At 50.7% G+C, this 16,754-nt stretch carries 13 protein-coding genes and 1 pseudogene; 6 read left to right on the top strand and 8 right to left on the bottom strand.

Annotated elements, in window-relative coordinates; genetic code table 11:
* Positions 1–51: 51 nt before the first annotated feature.
* The 4 genes from mnmA to H3001_RS04960 all read right to left on the bottom strand — a co-directional run bounded on the left by mnmA (position 52) and on the right by H3001_RS04960 (position 6,800).
* Positions 52–1,155, bottom strand: a complete 1,104-nt coding sequence (mnmA, locus tag H3001_RS04945) for a tRNA 2-thiouridine(34) synthase MnmA (RefSeq protein WP_181214239.1) — start codon at positions 1,153–1,155, stop codon at positions 52–54.
* 69 nt (positions 1,156–1,224) lie between these two features.
* On the bottom strand, positions 1,225–3,297 hold the full coding sequence (locus H3001_RS04950) for a YgiQ family radical SAM protein (protein WP_246368486.1): 2,073 nt from the start codon (positions 3,295–3,297) through the stop codon (positions 1,225–1,227).
* Positions 3,298–3,415: 118 nt separating this feature from the next.
* Positions 3,416–3,757, bottom strand: a complete 342-nt coding sequence (locus H3001_RS04955; protein ID WP_178244525.1) for a hypothetical protein — start codon at positions 3,755–3,757, stop codon at positions 3,416–3,418.
* A 166-nt stretch (positions 3,758–3,923) separates the two neighbouring features.
* Complete coding sequence (locus H3001_RS04960) at positions 3,924–6,800, bottom strand: golvesin C-terminal-like domain-containing protein (protein WP_181214240.1); 2,877 nt, start codon at positions 6,798–6,800, stop codon at positions 3,924–3,926.
* A gap of 257 nt (positions 6,801–7,057) precedes the next feature.
* Here H3001_RS04960 and H3001_RS04965 point away from each other — a divergent pair.
* A pseudogene (locus H3001_RS04965) lies at positions 7,058–9,258 on the top strand (DUF4838 domain-containing protein).
* A 149-nt stretch (positions 9,259–9,407) separates the two neighbouring features.
* Here H3001_RS04965 and H3001_RS04970 read toward each other — a convergent pair.
* From H3001_RS04970 to H3001_RS04980, 3 genes are all read right to left on the bottom strand, one after another.
* The gene (locus H3001_RS04970; RefSeq protein WP_178244527.1) at positions 9,408–9,776 is read right to left on the bottom strand and encodes a YccF domain-containing protein; all 369 of its coding nucleotides are present in this window, start codon (positions 9,774–9,776) and stop codon (positions 9,408–9,410) included.
* 13 nt (positions 9,777–9,789) lie between these two features.
* Positions 9,790–10,752, bottom strand: a complete 963-nt coding sequence (locus tag H3001_RS04975) for a glycoside hydrolase family 25 protein (RefSeq protein WP_181214241.1) — start codon at positions 10,750–10,752, stop codon at positions 9,790–9,792.
* Between the two features lie 122 nt (positions 10,753–10,874).
* Positions 10,875–12,518, bottom strand: coding sequence for a diphosphate--fructose-6-phosphate 1-phosphotransferase (locus tag H3001_RS04980; RefSeq protein WP_178244529.1), 1,644 nt, complete (start codon positions 12,516–12,518; stop codon positions 10,875–10,877).
* Positions 12,519–12,766: 248 nt separating this feature from the next.
* Between H3001_RS04980 and H3001_RS04985 the strand changes: the two genes are divergently transcribed.
* Both H3001_RS04985 and H3001_RS04990 read left to right on the top strand, forming a co-directional pair.
* The gene (locus tag H3001_RS04985; protein ID WP_181214242.1) at positions 12,767–13,039 is read left to right on the top strand and encodes a hypothetical protein; all 273 of its coding nucleotides are present in this window, start codon (positions 12,767–12,769) and stop codon (positions 13,037–13,039) included.
* 5 nt (positions 13,040–13,044) lie between these two features.
* A complete protein-coding gene (locus H3001_RS04990) occupies positions 13,045–13,599 on the top strand; it encodes a 1-acyl-sn-glycerol-3-phosphate acyltransferase (RefSeq protein ID WP_178244531.1) in 555 nt (184 codons plus the stop codon).
* 67 nt (positions 13,600–13,666) lie between these two features.
* Here the strand turns inward: H3001_RS04990 and H3001_RS04995 are convergent, their stop codons facing one another.
* Entirely contained in the window at positions 13,667–14,341 is a 675-nt protein-coding gene (locus tag H3001_RS04995) for an MIP family channel protein (RefSeq protein ID WP_178244532.1), read from the bottom strand.
* Positions 14,342–14,530: 189 nt separating this feature from the next.
* Between H3001_RS04995 and H3001_RS05000 the strand changes: the two genes are divergently transcribed.
* From H3001_RS05000 to H3001_RS05010, 3 genes are all read left to right on the top strand, one after another.
* Positions 14,531–14,725, top strand: a complete 195-nt coding sequence (locus H3001_RS05000) for a hypothetical protein (protein ID WP_181214243.1) — start codon at positions 14,531–14,533, stop codon at positions 14,723–14,725.
* A 19-nt stretch (positions 14,726–14,744) separates the two neighbouring features.
* Complete coding sequence (locus H3001_RS05005; RefSeq protein ID WP_181214244.1) at positions 14,745–15,272, top strand: histidine phosphatase family protein; 528 nt, start codon at positions 14,745–14,747, stop codon at positions 15,270–15,272.
* A gap of 167 nt (positions 15,273–15,439) precedes the next feature.
* Positions 15,440–16,198 carry a lipocalin family protein gene (locus tag H3001_RS05010; RefSeq protein WP_181214245.1) on the top strand — a complete coding sequence of 253 codons (759 nt, stop codon included), beginning with the start codon at positions 15,440–15,442 and terminating at the stop codon, positions 16,196–16,198.
* The last annotated feature ends 556 nt before the right edge of the window (positions 16,199–16,754 follow it).

Below are 16,754 nucleotides of genomic sequence, written 5' to 3' on the forward strand. Positions count from 1 at the left end.
TCTGCAATGCAGGCCGGCTGTTTCTGTTTCTGAGGGATGTGTAAAGGGGAATCAGCGGAGGCGGATCTCGCCGCTGCCGATGCAGAGACGGGCGTCGGCGTCGTAGATGACACCGAACTGTCCGGGGGCGATGCCCTGGATGCGTTCGTCGCTGCGGATGAGGTAGCCTTTTCCTTGAGGGTCGGGGGTGATGAAGCCGCGCTGGAAGGTGTCGGTGTGGCGGATCTTGAACCGGACTTCGTGGGAAAGGTGGTCTGCCTGACCGTCGGACGGTGTGTGGCCGACCGGCTGCCAGGGGTTGTCGGTAATGAAATGGAAGTCTTCCAGGCGGAACTGGTGGCCGTATTGTTTTTCGGTATCGTATCCGTGGGAGACGTAGATGATGTTTTCTTCAATGTTTTTGTCGACTACAAACCAGGGACCGCCGCTGAGGCCCAGTCCTTTGCGCTGGCCGATGGTGTGAAACCAGAAGCCGCGGTGGGTGCCGAGTTTCCGCCCGGTCTCCAGTTCGATGATGGCTCCGGGACGTTCTCCGAGGAAGCGGCGGATGAAATCGTTGTAGTTGATTTTTCCGAGGAAACAGATGCCCTGGCTGTCTTTGCGGCGGGCACTGGGCAGGCGGGCGTCGAGGGCTATCTGACGGACTTCTTCCTTGAGGTAGTTGCCCAGGGGAAAGAGCAGGCGGGAAACCTGCAGGTAGTTGATCTGGGCGAGGAAGTCGGTCTGGTCCTTGACGGGGTCTTTGGCGGTAGAGAGCCAGGTGCGGCCGTCGATCTCGGTGGTTGAGGCATAGTGGCCGGTGGCAATCTTGTCGTAGGCGTGACCGGCTTTTTCATCGAAGCAGCCGAACTTGATGAGTTTGTTGCACATCACGTCGGGGTTGGGGGTGAGGCCGCGGCGTACCTTATCGAGGGTATAGCTGACCACGCGCTCCCAGTATTCCTGGTGGAGGTCGATGATCTCCAGTTTCAGTCCGTATTTCCGGGCGGTGGCAGTGGCCAGTTCGATGTCTTCTTCGGCGGTGCAGCTCAGTCCGTCGTCGGTGTCCATGCCGATGCGGATATAAAACAAATCGGGACGATGGCCCTGTTCGCGCAGCAGGTGTACGGCTACGGCACTGTCCACTCCTCCCGATATCAGTGTTGCTATGTTCATTTGTCTAAAATAAAGGGTTATGATTTAATTTCTCTTTATTCATTAAACAAATGAAACTTGTTTTTTGTTTTAGTGACGGGTTTTGTTGCGGCCTTTCGGTGTACTGCCAGGGGCCCGGTTTTCTTTTTTCCCCGGTCTGCCGGTGCCGTATCCGCTGTCTCCGTATCCATTGCCCGCGTATCCGTTGTTCCGGCTTCTGTATCCGGCATTGCCGTTGCTACGGTGGTCGGCCGGGCGGTTCCCTTCGGTACGGTTTCCGTCGGTGCGGCCCTTGTTGCTGCCATATCCGTATCCGCCGTATCCGTTTCCGCTGTTTCCGTATCCTGCGGTGCTGCCGTACAACTGGTCGATGAGGTCGTTGCGTTTGAGGCGTCTCAGCTCATTGATGATGTTGCGGCGTTCTTCGGGTTTGTACCAGAAGAAGAACATGCGCTGTGCCAGTTTCTCCTTGGGAGTCTTGGCCGAGAATACGGGTTCCAGGGTGTAGGGATGGAAACCGGTATACCAGGCTTCGGTGGCCACGGTCATGGGAGTCGGAGTGAAGTCCTGTACCTGCTCCAGGTGGAAGTCGAGCTTCTTGGTGATGACTGCCAGTTCTGCCATATCTTCTTCGGAACAGCCCGGATGGCTGCTGATGAAGTACGGGATAATCTGCTGGCGGAGGTTCTGCTCCTGGTTGATGCGGTCGAAAATCGCCTTGAAGCGGTAGAACTGCTCGAACGGCGGCTTGCGCATCAGATACAGTACCCGGTCGCTGGTGTGCTCGGGGGCCACTTTCAGTCGACCGCTGACGTGCTTCGTAATCAGTTCACGGGTGTATTCGGCCGTACTGCGGTTGACTTCAGGGTCTTTGCTCTCGTGGAGCAGGAGGTCGTAGCGCACCCCGCTTCCGATGAAGCTCTTCTTGATTTTCGGAAGTGCATCGACGGCGTGGTAGATGTCGAGCAGCGGACGATGGTCGGTATTCAGGTTGGGGCAGACCTTGGGGTGGATGCACGAAGGGCGCTTGCAACGGCGGCAGAGCTGCTCGTCGCGGCCGTGCATGGCATACATGTTGGCTGAAGGACCTCCCAGGTCGCTCAGGTAACCTTTGAAATCGGGCATCTCGCAGATGGCTTTTACCTCTTTCAGGATGCTTTCCTTGCTGCGGCTTACGATGAATTTTCCCTGGTGGGCGGAGATGGTGCAGAAGGCACAGCCCCCGAAACAGCCGCGGTGGAGGTTGACCGAGAATTTGATCATATCAAAAGCCGGAATGCGTTTGCCTTTGTATTTGGGATGAGGCAGACGGGTGTAGGGCAGGTCGAAGGACATGTCCAGCTCGCCCTGGGTCATGGGCGGGTAAGGCGGATTGACTACGACTACCTGCTTTCCGGTTTCCTGCCAGATGCGGGAAGCTTCGTACTTGTTCGATTCTTCTTCGATGTGCCGGAAATTCTGCGCCTGCTTCTTCTTGTCGGCCAGGCATTCCTCGTGAGAGAACAGACGAAGGTCGTTTTCGGCCTCCTTGAATTCACTGCGGGGTACCAGATAGGCTGTCTGCAGCAGGTCGGAAGGGATTTTTCCGTCGGCTTTCATCCGTCGGCAGAGGTCGGTCAGGGGCTTTTCGCCCATGCCGTAAATCAGCAGGTCGGCACCCGATTCGGCCAGAATGGAAGGACGTACCTTGTCTTCCCAATAGTCGTAATGGGTGAGACGCCGCAAGGAAGCCTCGATTCCCCCGATGACCACGGGTACGTCGGGGTACAGGCTTTTGAGAATCTGAGTATAAACGATGGTGGGATATTCGGGGCGCATGTCGTGCCGTCCGTCGGGCGTATAGGCATCTTCGCTCCGGAGCCGCTTGTTGGCCGTATATTTGTTGACCATGCTGTCCATGCATCCGGCAGAGACGCCGAAGAACAGACGGGGACGGCCGAGTTTCTTGAAATCACGCAAATCGTCTCGCCAGTTGGGCTGGGGGATAATGGCTACTTTCAGTCCCTGTGCTTCGAGCATGCGGCCGATAACGGCAGCTCCGAAGGAAGGGTGGTCAACGTATGCATCGCCACTGAAAAGAATGACATCCAATTCTTCCCAGCCTCTGAGTTCCACTTCTTTTTTGGTGGTGGGTAACCAGTCGGTCAGTTTATACTCTTTCAAAATAAATGGTTTTTGCTTATTCTAATCTATAATCTGAATATGATTCGGGAATTGATATCCGTATCTGTATGTGTTTACACTGGATGATTTACTATCTCTTGCCGAGGGATTTGTCTGCTTATCCTTCGGTAGTGGCTGTCTGGTCCTGGTCGTCGTTCTCTTCCTGTCTGTTCTTTTCCCAGTCGATGTAGAGCAGCACGAGCTGATGCAGGCCGAAAGCCTTCATGTTATTGTGGTAGATGACGTCCAGGCAGAGGTCGAGCAGGTCCTTGGTATCGCCTTCGAGTGAAGAGAGCAGGGAGCGTACGTTCAGTTTCAGTTTGTCGAGCACGCTTTCGTCAATGATACCGTTGCTGTCGATAAGATGCTGGAAGAGTGAATATTTTTCGATGGTCTGCAAATGTGCATCCGAAATTTCCATGCTGCGTGTGCCTGAGGCGTTAGTCTGTATAGTGTACATAGCTTTTTGTTTTTAGAGTTTATAGGAACAAAGTTAAGTTTTTTTCTGATATAGCCACGGAAATCGGACAACTTTTCGGGTAAAAATTCCGGACCGGTCATAAAGTAGCCCCGAAAAGTGAGAACTGACACTTTTCGGGGCGATTCTTCCCGGATATCCGGGGTTGTTATTTCTCCGGATATCCGAAAAACTGCAGGGCTGCCCGCAGGAGATGGGTGCGGTAGTCTGCCTCGGTGATGGCTTCCAGGGGCACTCCCAGGACGAAGGTGCGGTAATCCTTGCCCTGATAAGCGGTGCCGGCTCCGTATCCGCCTTCGGTAGAGACAAAGGAGGCATAAGCACCTTCGGAGGGCAGGATGCAGTCGGGGGCCGGTATGGCATATACCTGTTCGTTGGGCGTACGGGGCACGCGGAAGCGGATGCCGGCTCCGCTGACCTCGCCGGAAAACAAGTGTTTCAGGCTGCCTCCGTAGGTGTACTTCAGGGTCTGCGACATGAAAGACGGACTTCCGAGGTTACCCAGGTAGGCCCCGCTGAGCAGCAGGTTTCCGCCCTGACGGCAATACTGGGTGAGGACTTCCTGTACCCGGCTGCTGAGAGGGGCTTTCTCGGCTCCGTAGATGAAGTCGACAATGGGATATTCCTCGGGTGAGACGGAACCGCTTTCGAGGGTCTCACTGCTGCAGGAGACAAAGGAATAGCCTCCGGCATGCTGGATGGCCTTGCCGTGGACGAACGGGTAGTCGAAGGTGTTGCCCGCCATGAGGGTACCCTCGAGTTCACTGCCGCTGTATCCCAAGCCTCCTTTGGTCTCGATGCCTGCCTTGGAGCGGTCGAAGTCCTGCTGGTATCCGCAGTATTCCGGGGTACGGAGATAGGGTACTCCGGGGTCGGTCTGCAGGTCGAATCCCTGTTGGGTGGCCGTAGAGAAGGAGGCGGGTCCGCTGACACGGTGGAAACCGTTGACGATGAGGATGGTGCCCCGGCTCTTCTTGGCGCGGTAGGCCGACAGGATTTCCGACGGGAAGCTCTCGCCGCCGCGGTTCACTGCCGTTACCTTGAAACTGTAGACCAGTCCCGGTTCGGCCTTGACCGTGAGTTCGGGATTCCGGGTATAGGTGCCGTTGTCGAATCCGCCGTAGCCGATTCGGGTGTAGACAACGTATCCCTGTGGCTCTGCCGTGGGTTCCAGCGGGTCGGATACCGGATTCCATGTCAGCCGGAAGGTGTTTTTCTTTTCTCCTTCGCGGATGGCGAAATGGTCGACCGGCAGCGGCTGGACGGTGTATTCCTTACGGTGCATCTCGGCGGTGAACCGCAGCAGGGATTTGTATACGGAGCGGGCTACGACGAACTTGAACGCTGGGTCGTGGCCGAGTTGCATGTCCGAGAAGTTCTGATGCGAGAGGGTTTCCAGGATCATCGACGGGACGGAAGGCAGGCGGGTTTCGCTGTAGTTGCGGTTCCACATGCCGCGGCGGGCCCATTCGACTCCCATCCGGGAAGAAATGTCGCGCTGAAGACCGGTCAGCACCAGGTCGTTCAGGTCGCGCGAAGCATAACGGGAAATGCCGCTGTTCAGTTTTCCGTCGTTGAATCCGGTGGTATAGATGCCCAGGGAGCCAACCAGTGCGTCGTCTTTCTTGAAGCCGGCATCGCTGTGCATTCCCAGGGTCAGTTCGAGGGGTACTCCCAGTCCTTTTTCTCCGGGGTTATACACGGAACCTCCGTTCAGGTAATTGACCATGAGTGAACGGGCGTTGATGTCGTCGTTGTAGTCGTTCTCTCCCTGACTCTTGCTGTAGACGGAATAAGGCATTCCCGCCCATTGGCCCCAGTAGCGGGCACCTTCCAGGTAGCGGGGCATTCCGCTGGTCTGTCCTCCGCGAAGGATGTTTCCCATACCCCCGCCAAAACGGACGGCATCGGCACAGACTACTCCGTCTTGCTTGCTCTCGTTGCTGAGTACTACCATACCGTAATCGTTGTGTCCGCGGTCGAACTCGAAAGTACCCAGATAGACCCAGGTGCCGCCCCCGATCTGCTGGTTGACCTTGAATTCCGTGACACCTCCTTTATGGAACACCAGGTATTTGGCATCGGATACGCTCTCCGGAAGGGTCTGGTAGCTGACGTATACGGCATAGCGTCCGGTCTCCGGAATGTTGGGAATCCATTCGGCAAAGGCTTTCTCCGGTTTCGGCTGCGTGCGGATGAAGCGGGCGGTTCCGTCGGTAAAAGGATTGTGGTTCTCGGGATAGGTCTGGTATTTCTGGGCGAATCCCGGGAGCTGGCTTTCCTGCCAGCGGTATTTCCGTTTGTAGTTGATTTCCAGGTAGCTGCTTCCGCGGGTGCTGGTATTGTTGTCCACGATTACCTCGTTGCGCTGCCAGTCGCGCTCACGCGGGGTGAAGACGACGGCTCCGGCATTTTCGAGCATCGGTATCAGGTAAGGGACGACAATCGACTGGGTGAAGAGGTCTTCGGTCGTAGCGAAAAGACGGGGACGCTGCCATACCCATTCTCCCTTGCTCTGCTTGTAGAAGCGTCCGTGGCTTTGCCAGACGGCAAGGTGACGGTTCTGAAGACCGCGGCTGATGGTGTAGGGGCGGGAGATGTTCTCGACCCAGGGAGCCACCGGCCGGTCGGCCTGTGTGTACAAGCGGCTCTTGTCTTTCTTGGTCTTGCTGCGGAAGGCGTTCGGAATCAGGTTCTCAATGGGCTGCCCGTCGGCATATACCGTCAGTCTGTAGTAGTTGACCGGTCCCGGGAGGACCTGCTTGATGGAGCGGTAGATGGCCTGGACATTCTCTTCCGTAAACGGCTGGTATCCGAAAGTGGGGTTGGCATAAATGCTGACGGCTTTTTCCTCGTGATTGATCTCCACGTTGTCCAGACGGCAGGTGCCGATATGGGCATAGGAGGTCTGATAATTGGAGAAGAAGTCGCTGAGTCGCTGCTGGACATTGTTCTCCAGGCTCTGTGCCTGAAGACTCATGGCGGCTGCCATGAATAAGATATGAAAAAGATTTCTTCGGTTCATGGAACAGTTTAATCTATTTTGATGTAAAACGGATGCGGCCGGTATCTTTCTCTTTGGTTGATACCGCATGCACCGACTGCAAAAGTAGTGATTTATTTGTGATAACGGTGTGAAGAGAAAATAAAAAAGAAAGGACAGAGGGGGCTTTTAAGAAGGATTGTTTGTTTGGTTTTTAAGATAATTTCCTACCTTTGTCTTACTTTTATGTAACTCCTTTGACAGAACTATTAACTAATAGGTATAAATGTAATATTATGATGAAACTTAGACATCTTTCTAAAACGGCCCTGTGTGTGTTGGGGGCTTCAGCTTGTCTGAATGTAAGCGCACAGGTGCAACTAGTGAAAAACGGAAAATCGAAGGCAGCCATTGTACTCGAAGACGATACGCGGGTAAACCGTACGGCTGCCAATATCCTGCAGTTGTTTATTCAGCGGATCTCCGATTCTCAGTTGCCGGTAGTTTCCGGCAAGGAAGCCCGCAAAGGGATATCCTGATCGGAGGACAGGCTCCTGCCGGAGTGACTGAAGACGGATACAGTCTGTCGACCGCCGGGGGCATCCTGAAGATTTCAGGAAATGCCAATGGAGTGGTATACGGTGCGGTATCTTTGCTGGAGGATTATCTGGGAGTAGATTACTGGGGAGAAAATGAATATTCGCTGAAGCAGACGGACAACATTTCGCTTCCGCTGATTGAGAAGATTGACAATCCGGCTTTCCGTTATCGTCAGACGCAGTGCTATGCCATGCGTTCGGATACAATCTATAAGTGGTGGAACCGCCTGGAAAAACCGAATGAGGCTTTTGCGGCCGGCTACTGGGTACATACGTTCGACAAACTGCTTCCTTCGGCCGTATACGGGGAGAAGCATCCGGAATATTATTCATTCTTCAACGGAAAACGCCATCCGGGCAAGGCCAGCCAGTGGTGTCTGAGCAATCCGGAGGTGTTTGAGATTGTGGCACAGCGCATCGACTCCATCTTCAAGGCTAATCCAGAGCAGAAACTGATTTGTGTGAGCCAGAACGACGGTAACTACACTAACTGTACGTGTCCGGAGTGTAAGAAGATTGACGATGAGGAAGGTGCTCTTTCGGGCAGTGTGATTCATTTTGTCAATAAACTGGCGGCCCGTTTCCCGGACAAGGAATTTGCGACCCTGGCTTATCTGTATACGATGAATCCGCCGAAGCACGTGAAGCCGTTGCCGAACGTGGTAATCATGTTGTGTGATATCGACTGCGAACGGGAGGTTTCTCTGAAGGAGAACGCCAGCGGCCAGTATTTCATGAAGGCGCTTGAGGGATGGTCGAAGATTTCGGACAACTTGTTTGTATGGGACTACGGAATCAATTTCGACGGAATGATGTCGCCGTTCCCTAACCTGCATATCCTGCAGGACAATATCCAGACTTTCCGTGACCATCATGTGAAGATGCATTTCTCACAGATCGGCGGCAGCTACTGCGGTGATTTCGCGGAACTGCGTGCTTATCTGGTCTCTAAACTGATGTGGAATCCGGATGCGGATGTGGATGCGCTGATGAAGCACTTCCTGAACGGATATTACGGTAAGGCGGGTACGTATCTTTATCAGTACATCAAGGTGATGGAAGGCGCGTTGCTGGGCAGCGGACACCGCCTGTGGATTTACGATTCTCCGGTTTCTCACAAGAAGGGTATGCTGAGACCGGAACTGATGCGCAGGTACAACAAACTGTTTGATGCGGCTGAAAAAGCGGTGGCCGATGATGAGGTGCTGCTGACACGTGTGAAACGGACACGCATGCCGTTGCTGTATTCGGAACTTGAACTGCTGCGTACGGACGAGAAGAAGGATTTTGCCTTGGTGGAAAGCAAGTTGAATTATTTCGAGAAGCAGGCTGAATTCTTCGGTAATCCGGTGCTGAACGAACGCTCCAATTACTCACTCGACTACTGTAAGTTGTACCGTGAACGTTATATGACGAATAATAAGAATAACCTGGCACTGGGGGCTAAGGTGACTTATCTGACAGAACCGACCGGCAAGTATGCGGAAACCGGACGTACGGCCCTGACCGACGGACTGTATGGCGGTGCAAGCTATGTAGAGAGCTGGGTAGGCTGGGAAGGCAAGGACGGTGCCTTTGTCGTCGATCTGGGTGAGGTGAAGGACGTGCGCAAGGTGTCTGCCGATTTCCTGCATCAGATTGGTGCGTGGATTCTCTTCCCGCTGGAAGTATCGTACAGCTATTCTCTGGATGGAGAAAACTATACGTTGTGGGATTCAATCAAGATGCCGGAAGACCGTTCGAACCAGGTATTGTTCCGCGAGGTTAAGGCCGAATCCATCACTCCGCTGAAAGCCCGTTATATCAAGGTAGAGGTGACCGGTACGAAGGTATGTCCGCACTGGCATTATGGAGTGGGACATCCGTCATGGTTCTTCGTGGATGAGGTGACTGTGGAATAAGAAACAGATGTTCTCAATCGTCCGTTTGAGGACGGATGAGGCGGTAAAATAGAAAAGAGCTGTTCTTTCGTCGGACCGGAAAAGGTTCCGGAATGCGAAGGAGCAGCTCTTTTTATATGGGTAAATAAAGGTCGGAATATGCCGGCCGTTCAGACAATCGTCTTGCCGAAAGGAGTAAGTGCCAGTCCGGCCATCTTAAAATGCTGCATGCCGAAAGGAATACCGATGAGGGTAATGCAGCAGACAGCGCCCAGTAGCAGGTGAGTGATGGAAATCCAGATGCCTCCGCACAGAATCCAAAGAAGATTCATGAGGGTAGACAGGCATCCGCCGGTGCAGGGACTGCTGACGATTTGTCTGCCGAAAGGGCTGAGTGCCAGCATGCCCAGTTTGAGTGTCTGCAGGCCGAAAGGGATTCCAACCAGAGTGATTATCAGCAAGAAACTGCCGATAATATATTCGAGGCAGATGATGAAGCCTCCGAATATGAGCCATAGTAGATTGAGTAAGATGTTCATGAAATAAAACCGGTTAAGGATGTAATGTGTCAGAGGTATATGCGGAAGAATCGGGAGCCGGAATGGTCATCGCCTTCAGTTCCTCGAAAGTTCCGTTGAAAACATTCAAGTCCACCCGTTCGTCGATTCCCGGCAATGTACCCACATCCGTGTGTTGCCAGAATTTCCATTCTCCTTCATAGCGTACCGAGTCCACGTAATAGTGGGCAATCCAATACGGATAGGTATTGAAGATGGAATCATTCAGGTAGCGGGTCTTGAATTTGTAGGAAGTATAGAGTATCGGTTTCACGCGATAATGCTGCTCTACCTTCCGAAGCCATATTTTCAGGTCGTTGCGCAGGCGGTCCATGTCACTGCCTTTTTTCTCGATGTCGAGTACCGGAGGCAGGTCGCCCGGTTCCAGATGAACGGAGCGGATAAAGAAATCGGCCTGTTTTTCCGCGTCTGTCTTGGGGTTGTAAAAGTGATAAGCCCCGCGGATAAAGCCGTACTCACGCGCATGGTTGAAGTTGCGGATAAAAGCAGTATCGCTGAAGTCTCCTCCTTCGGATGCCTTCATGAAAACGAACTGAATAGGGAAAGGTGTCTGCTGGGTCTTCTGCAGTTTCTCCCAGTTGATTCTTCCCTGGTGGTGTGATACATCGAAGCCGTGAACGCTGAATCCCGACGGTACACATACTCCGTAGGCTTTTGCCCCGTAGCAAGGTTTCCAGCGGTAGGCATACGGACGGATAAAGAAATAATAGAATCCGGCGATGAACAAGGTAGCCGTTACTCCCATCAGCAGGTAATAGAGCCAGGCAGGTGTGGAATGTTCCTTCTTGCCGGGGGAGTTGCTTTTCTTGCTTCGTCTTTGCCCACCCGTTGTCTTTCTGTACTTTTTCTCTGCCGGGGCAGAGCTGGAAGCGGTTCGTTTTCGTGTCCGGGTGCGGGGAGTTTTATTTACCACCGTGATGGGCGGTTCTTTTACCATATCTATTATTCTTTAGAAGTCAGTAGTGTGAGTGAGTAAATAAAAGGCTGTCTTAAAATAAAACCAGTTATTTCAAAACAGCCTTTTTATAGTTTCCTTATTCTTTACAGAGAAAAAGATGATTATTTAGCTTGTTCCAGCTGCAGAGTCTTAGTAGGCTGGTCGCAAACTTCAGTCGGACCGAAGTACTGGATAGGACCCGGGTAAACATAAGCTGTTTCCTTAGCCCAAGTGTCACGCTGAGCAGCGAATGCCTTGAAAGGAGCACCGTTCAGTTTAACCAATGCTTTCTGGATAACCGGTTTCATTTCACCGTGACGACGTTCCATGTTCATCATCATTGTGATAGGCACACCACCTGCGATCCATTCTTCAGCAGGAGCAGTTGTGTTGCGTACTGATGACATGTAACCAGTCTTGCCGGCAGCCATCAGCATAGATGCAGTGTAACCCAGTGCATAGCAGTAGTCAGCATCGAAGTTTGACGGAGCGGCGCAACGTCCTTCGTAACCGAAGAAGTGGTGCTGAGCAGCGAACTTACCTACGTATTTGCCTTCTTCTTTCCATGCAGCCAATTTAGTAGCAACCATTTCAGACAACAGCTTTTCTGTTTCGATCAGAGATACCTGAACGTTTCCGTGCGGGTCGCGGTCCAGAGACAACTGGCGAGCTACACCTTCCGGCAGAGAAGCGTAGATCTTAGAGTTTGCTTCAGACAGCTTGCTGATGATGTAGTCACGCTGTTTAGAACGCTTGATGCTGTTGAATTCTTCACCGTTGTGAGCCAGGAAGTCATTCAGTTCGGCAATCAGGCTCTTCATAGCCGGGATGAACTCGATCAGACCTTCCGGAATCAGTACAGTACCGAAGTTGTTGCCGTCAGCAGCACGGTCGGCTACTACCTTAGCGATGTAAGTTACTACATCGTCCAGTGACATGTTCTTTTCTTCCACTTCTTCTGATACGATACAGATGTTCGGCTGTACCTGCAATGCACATTCCAATGCAATGTGAGATGCTGAACGACCCATCAGTTTGATGAAGTGCCAGTACTTACGTGCTGAGTTACAGTCGCGCTGGATGTTACCGATTACTTCTGCATAAGTCTTGCAGGCAGTATCGAAACCGAATGATGTTTCAATCATTTCGTTCTTCAAGTCACCGTCGATAGTCTTCGGGCAACCGATTACCTGGATACCGTAGTTCTTTGCAGCGTAGTATTCAGCCAATACGCAGGCGTTAGTGTTAGAGTCGTCACCACCGATGATTACCAGTGCCTTGATACCCAGTTCTTTCAGGATTTCATAACCTTTTTCGAACTGTTCAACTGTTTCCAGTTTAGTACGTCCTGAACCGATGATATCGAAACCACCTGTGTTACGGTATTCGTCGATGATGTCGGCAGTCAGTTCTTTATATTTGTGGTCAACCAAGCCGCCAGGACCCAGGATGAAACCGTACAACTTGTTGGCAGGGTTCAATTTCTTGATACCGTCGAACAGACCGGAAATTACGTTGTGTCCGCCCGGAGCCTGACCACCAGACAAAATTACACCTACGTTCATCGGAGCGTGTGATGTTTCAGTTCCTTCTACGAACTGAATCAGTGGCATACCGTAAGTGTTAGGGAACAGTTTCTGAATCGCTTCCTGATCGGCTACAGACTGAGTAGCTTCTCCTTCTTTGACTGCAACCGCACCTTTCAATGCTTTTGGTAATTTAGGCTGGTAAGCAGCTCTCGCAATTTGTAATGCACTTTTTGTCATAATTGTTTTTATATTTTATAAGGTGTATAAAATTCACTCTGTGGTGCAAATTTCGCTTTTTTTTCGGAAATATAAAAACGTATGCCGATAAAATTTCCATTATGGGTGCGAAACCTTGGGGGATGAGGAGTGTGGCCGGGGTGGTTTTATTTAAAAATTCGATTTTTTGAAAGAGAAGTGGATTATTCGGGAAAAAATATTATCTTTACCCCCGACAACTTAATTTTATAACTTAAAAAAATGGAATTATGGCTAATAGAAGAGATTTGAAGAAGAATATCAATTATATTACAACTGTGTTGACAGGTTTGTGTGCAATGGATGCTGTGAATGCTACTCAGGAAAAGAAACAGGCTTATTACCATGTGTTCATTGAAATCGCACAGCTCAGAGACGATCTGATCAGCCGCGTAAGTTATACTGAACCGGGTAATGTGAAGGGATTCTATAAGAAACTGAATGCGGACTTGCAGGCAGGTGTAGAGAAAATCTCTGCCAAAATGGAAGAACTGGCTAAATAAGCGGGATGAAACAAGCTATCTGCCGTTTTATTTATTTCCGCCTGCTGGGATGGAAAGCAGAGGTGTCGGTGCCGGATTTTGATAAATGCATCATCTGTGCGGCGCCTCATACCACGAACTGGGATTTGTTTATCGGTAAGCTTTTTATCTCGGCTATCGGACGTGAGTCTGGCTTCATGATGAAAAAGGAATGGTTCTTCTTTCCTTTGGGTATATTCTTCCGCTGGATGGGAGGCATACCGGTCAACCGGAGCAAGCGTACGTCGTTGGTGGATCAGGTTGCCCAGCGCATCAGGGAGAGCCGCAAGTTTCATCTGGCCATCACTCCCGAAGGTACCCGCTCGGCAAATCCTAACTGGAAAAAAGGATTTTATTTTATCGCGCTGAAAGCGGAGGTGCCTATTGTCTTGATAGGTATCGATTATGAGAAAAAATGTATTACTGCTGGCAAGTATCTTATGCCCAGCGGAGATGTAGAGAAAGATATGCGTGAAATCAAACTTTACTTCAAGCAGTTCAAGGGAAAGCATCCGGAGAAATTCGATCTTGGAGAGATTTGATTGGTAAAGCAGACGAGATAAAAAAAGAGGCCCTAAGGCCTCTTTTTTATTTTTCAGGAATTACCGCTTATTTTTTCAGGAATTTCCATACCAGTGAACTGAATGCGGCTCCCAGGAAGGGGGCTACGATGAAGAGCCATAACTGACTGGCAGCCTGTCCGCCTTCCATGATGGCCGGACCGATGCTTCTGGCCGGGTTGACGGAGGTACCCGTGATGGGGATACATACAATGTGGATCAGGGTAAGGGTCAGACCGATGGCAAGGCCTGCCAGGTTACCGGCTCCACGCTTTTCGTCGGTGGATCCTAATACTACAAGTACAAAGATAAAGGTGAACACTGCCTCGGCGATGAATGCCTGTGCCATTTCTCCGCTGTCGAAGGTGTTGGCACCTGTCATTGTCGGACCGGCGTGCCCTCCGGTGCTGACCAGCAAGGAAAGAATCAGTGCGCCGATAATTCCTCCGGTAATCTGGAAAAGCATGTACATGAAGGCGTCTTTGTTTGTCATCTTGCCGTTCAGCCATACGCCCAGTGTGATGGCCGGATTGATATGGCATCCGGATATGTTACCGATGGTATACGCCATGGCTACTACAGAAAGCCCGAAGGCTAAGGCTACTCCCAAAGTTCCCGTGCCGGCTCCTACGGTGTCGGCGGCACTCCCTGCAAATACTGCACTTCCACATCCCAGCAATACCAGGACCATGGTTCCGATTAATTCAGCTACGTACTTTTTCATAGGGCAAACAATTAATGGTTGGTTTTACTTCTTTAATTTATCATGCAGGACCGCATATATCCTGAATGTGATGGCACAGATTGTATTAAAGTAATCGGCAAGTCTGTCGGAGGGATTTCCGCTGTGTCACGGTATCTTTGCAGAATGATGCTACGCCGAATATAGTGAAAAAAAACGGGAAAAACAATTTTGAAGGGCTTTTTGTCGTTCGATGACACTGGAAAAGTGATTCCGGACGGGGAAGGGCCGTTTCGTGAAGCCCTGTCTGCCGTCAGATTCCGCCGCTTGCGGTTGGACGGTACCGGTGAAATGATTACTTTTATGCGCCGGATGGCAATCCGGGGAACAGATGGAACGAAGAGTACCCTGACTGCCAGTCTGTAATGTGAAAGGAATTTATTTTATGGAAAAGAAAACATTGAGAATTTGTCTGGTGCGGCATGGAGAGACGGAAGAAAACATCTCCCGTGTCCTTCAGGGACATATGCCCGGAAGACTGACGGAAAATGGCAGGATGCAGATCATATCCTTGCGCTCACAACTCGACCTGAATGATTTTGACGTGGTGCTCAGCAGTGACCTGAAGCGGGTGAAGGACACCGTGGAACTGCTGCTGGACGGGAAGCAGATAAAGTGGCTCCAGTGGCCGATGCTTAGGGAGATAGACTGGGGCAGCCTGACGGGGATGAAAATCGCCGAGGTCAACCTGCAGCAGTTGCCTGCGGATGTGGAAACCAAGGAGATGCTTTATGACCGTGCCGGCAGGGTAGCGGATAAGTTGCGGACTGAGTATGCCGGACAAACGGTGCTGCTGGTCTCTCATGGTTTGTTCCTGCACTCGCTGATCGCACATTTCACGGGGGTACCGGTCGGGCAGCTGCATACCGTCAACCGGATGGGAAATGGGGAAGCGCGCTGGTTTGAGGTCTGATTCCTCCTGCAGTAAGAAGGAAAAGCAGTATCTGGAGCGCAGGCTGGTTTCTGCATAAGAAAAGAATAGAAACTCAGGAATAAAGTTGATGGAAATCGTTTGATTTCTTAAATATTGTTTGTACGTTTGCATCGGGGAATAATAATATCGATTAGTAAATTTTATCTATGAAAACAATACTTCCTTTAGGCATCCTGTTGTGCTGCACGGCCTGTCATACTCAGGAGAAACATGCTGAAACAGACTTGATGGGGGACTGGTATGAAGTGATGCCGGTCAACTCACAGATTATCCAGGGTGTCAGACTCGAGGAAGGAGGAAAGGCTTCGTCCATCGGTATGAAAACGCTGCTGTATGACAAGTGGAACCTTTTGCCTGAGGACCGGCTGGTGCTCTCCGGAAGAAGTGTGGGCAATGGACAGACTATCCAGTTTGAGGATACGATGGACATTGTGAAGCATACGGCGGATACCCTTGTGCTGGGGAAGCATGGAACCTATCAGCGGGTGTATTGCCGTGACAGTGTGAAACAGAGCGGAGACGTACTTGACTCGCTGGTGAGAAGAACCGATGCGGGACAGCTGGTGACGGAAACCTATGCGGGTACACTTCCTGCAGCTTCTTGCCCGGGAATCGTATACCGGATTTCCATCAGTCATTATGAGCATAGCGGGGACGGCGTTTTTCAGGCTTCCATGAAGTATCTTGAGGCGGAAGACGGAAAAGATCGTATGTATTATTTCCAGGGACGGCAGTTTACGCTGAGGGGACATGCAGATGACCCGGATGCGGTGGTTATCCAGTTGGTTTCTTTCGATGGAATGGAAAAGCTGAGCTTTGAGAAAATGGGAACAAAGCTGGTGATGTTGGACCGTCAGATGCACCGCATTCAGTCCGAATTGAATTATTCGCTTGAGTTGCAGTAACGGTTTTGCCGTGTCCGACTTCTGTTTTTGAAGAAATATTGCGGAGAGCGGAAGGAGAGGCATCCGGTGGGTCATATGGAAAGTTTCTTATATAACTGATCTGCATTGCCGGATTAATATAAAACTGTTTCTATGATGTAAAAAATGTATGACAAAATGAGGGGAAGATACAGAAAAAATGCTCGTTTGATATGGACAATTATGTTTGGGTTAAAACAAAAAATATAAGAAAAAATCGCATAATTTTCCAAGTGTGCGTGCACATGAAAGGCTATTGTGTAAAAATGACAGATTGTTGAATAAGATACGTATAAAATGTAAATTTGCCTGAATAGAATTTCCAAAGCAGATGATTCTCCTTTTTGCTGATTTTGAATTATTAAACACTGTCTTTCAGCATAATTTCAGACGGATGTCCAAAAAGAAAAGGTTTTAGTTGAAACTTTTTGTACATGAGGATGAAAAAAATATAGATTTTAATTTTGCTTTGTTTATTTAATTACTAAATTTGGGCATGATAACATTTTTTTTGGATTTGTATTAAATTATTATAACC

This window comes from Phocaeicola faecicola, assembly GCF_013618865.1.
GTDB lineage: Bacteria > Bacteroidota > Bacteroidia > Bacteroidales > Bacteroidaceae > Phocaeicola > Phocaeicola faecicola.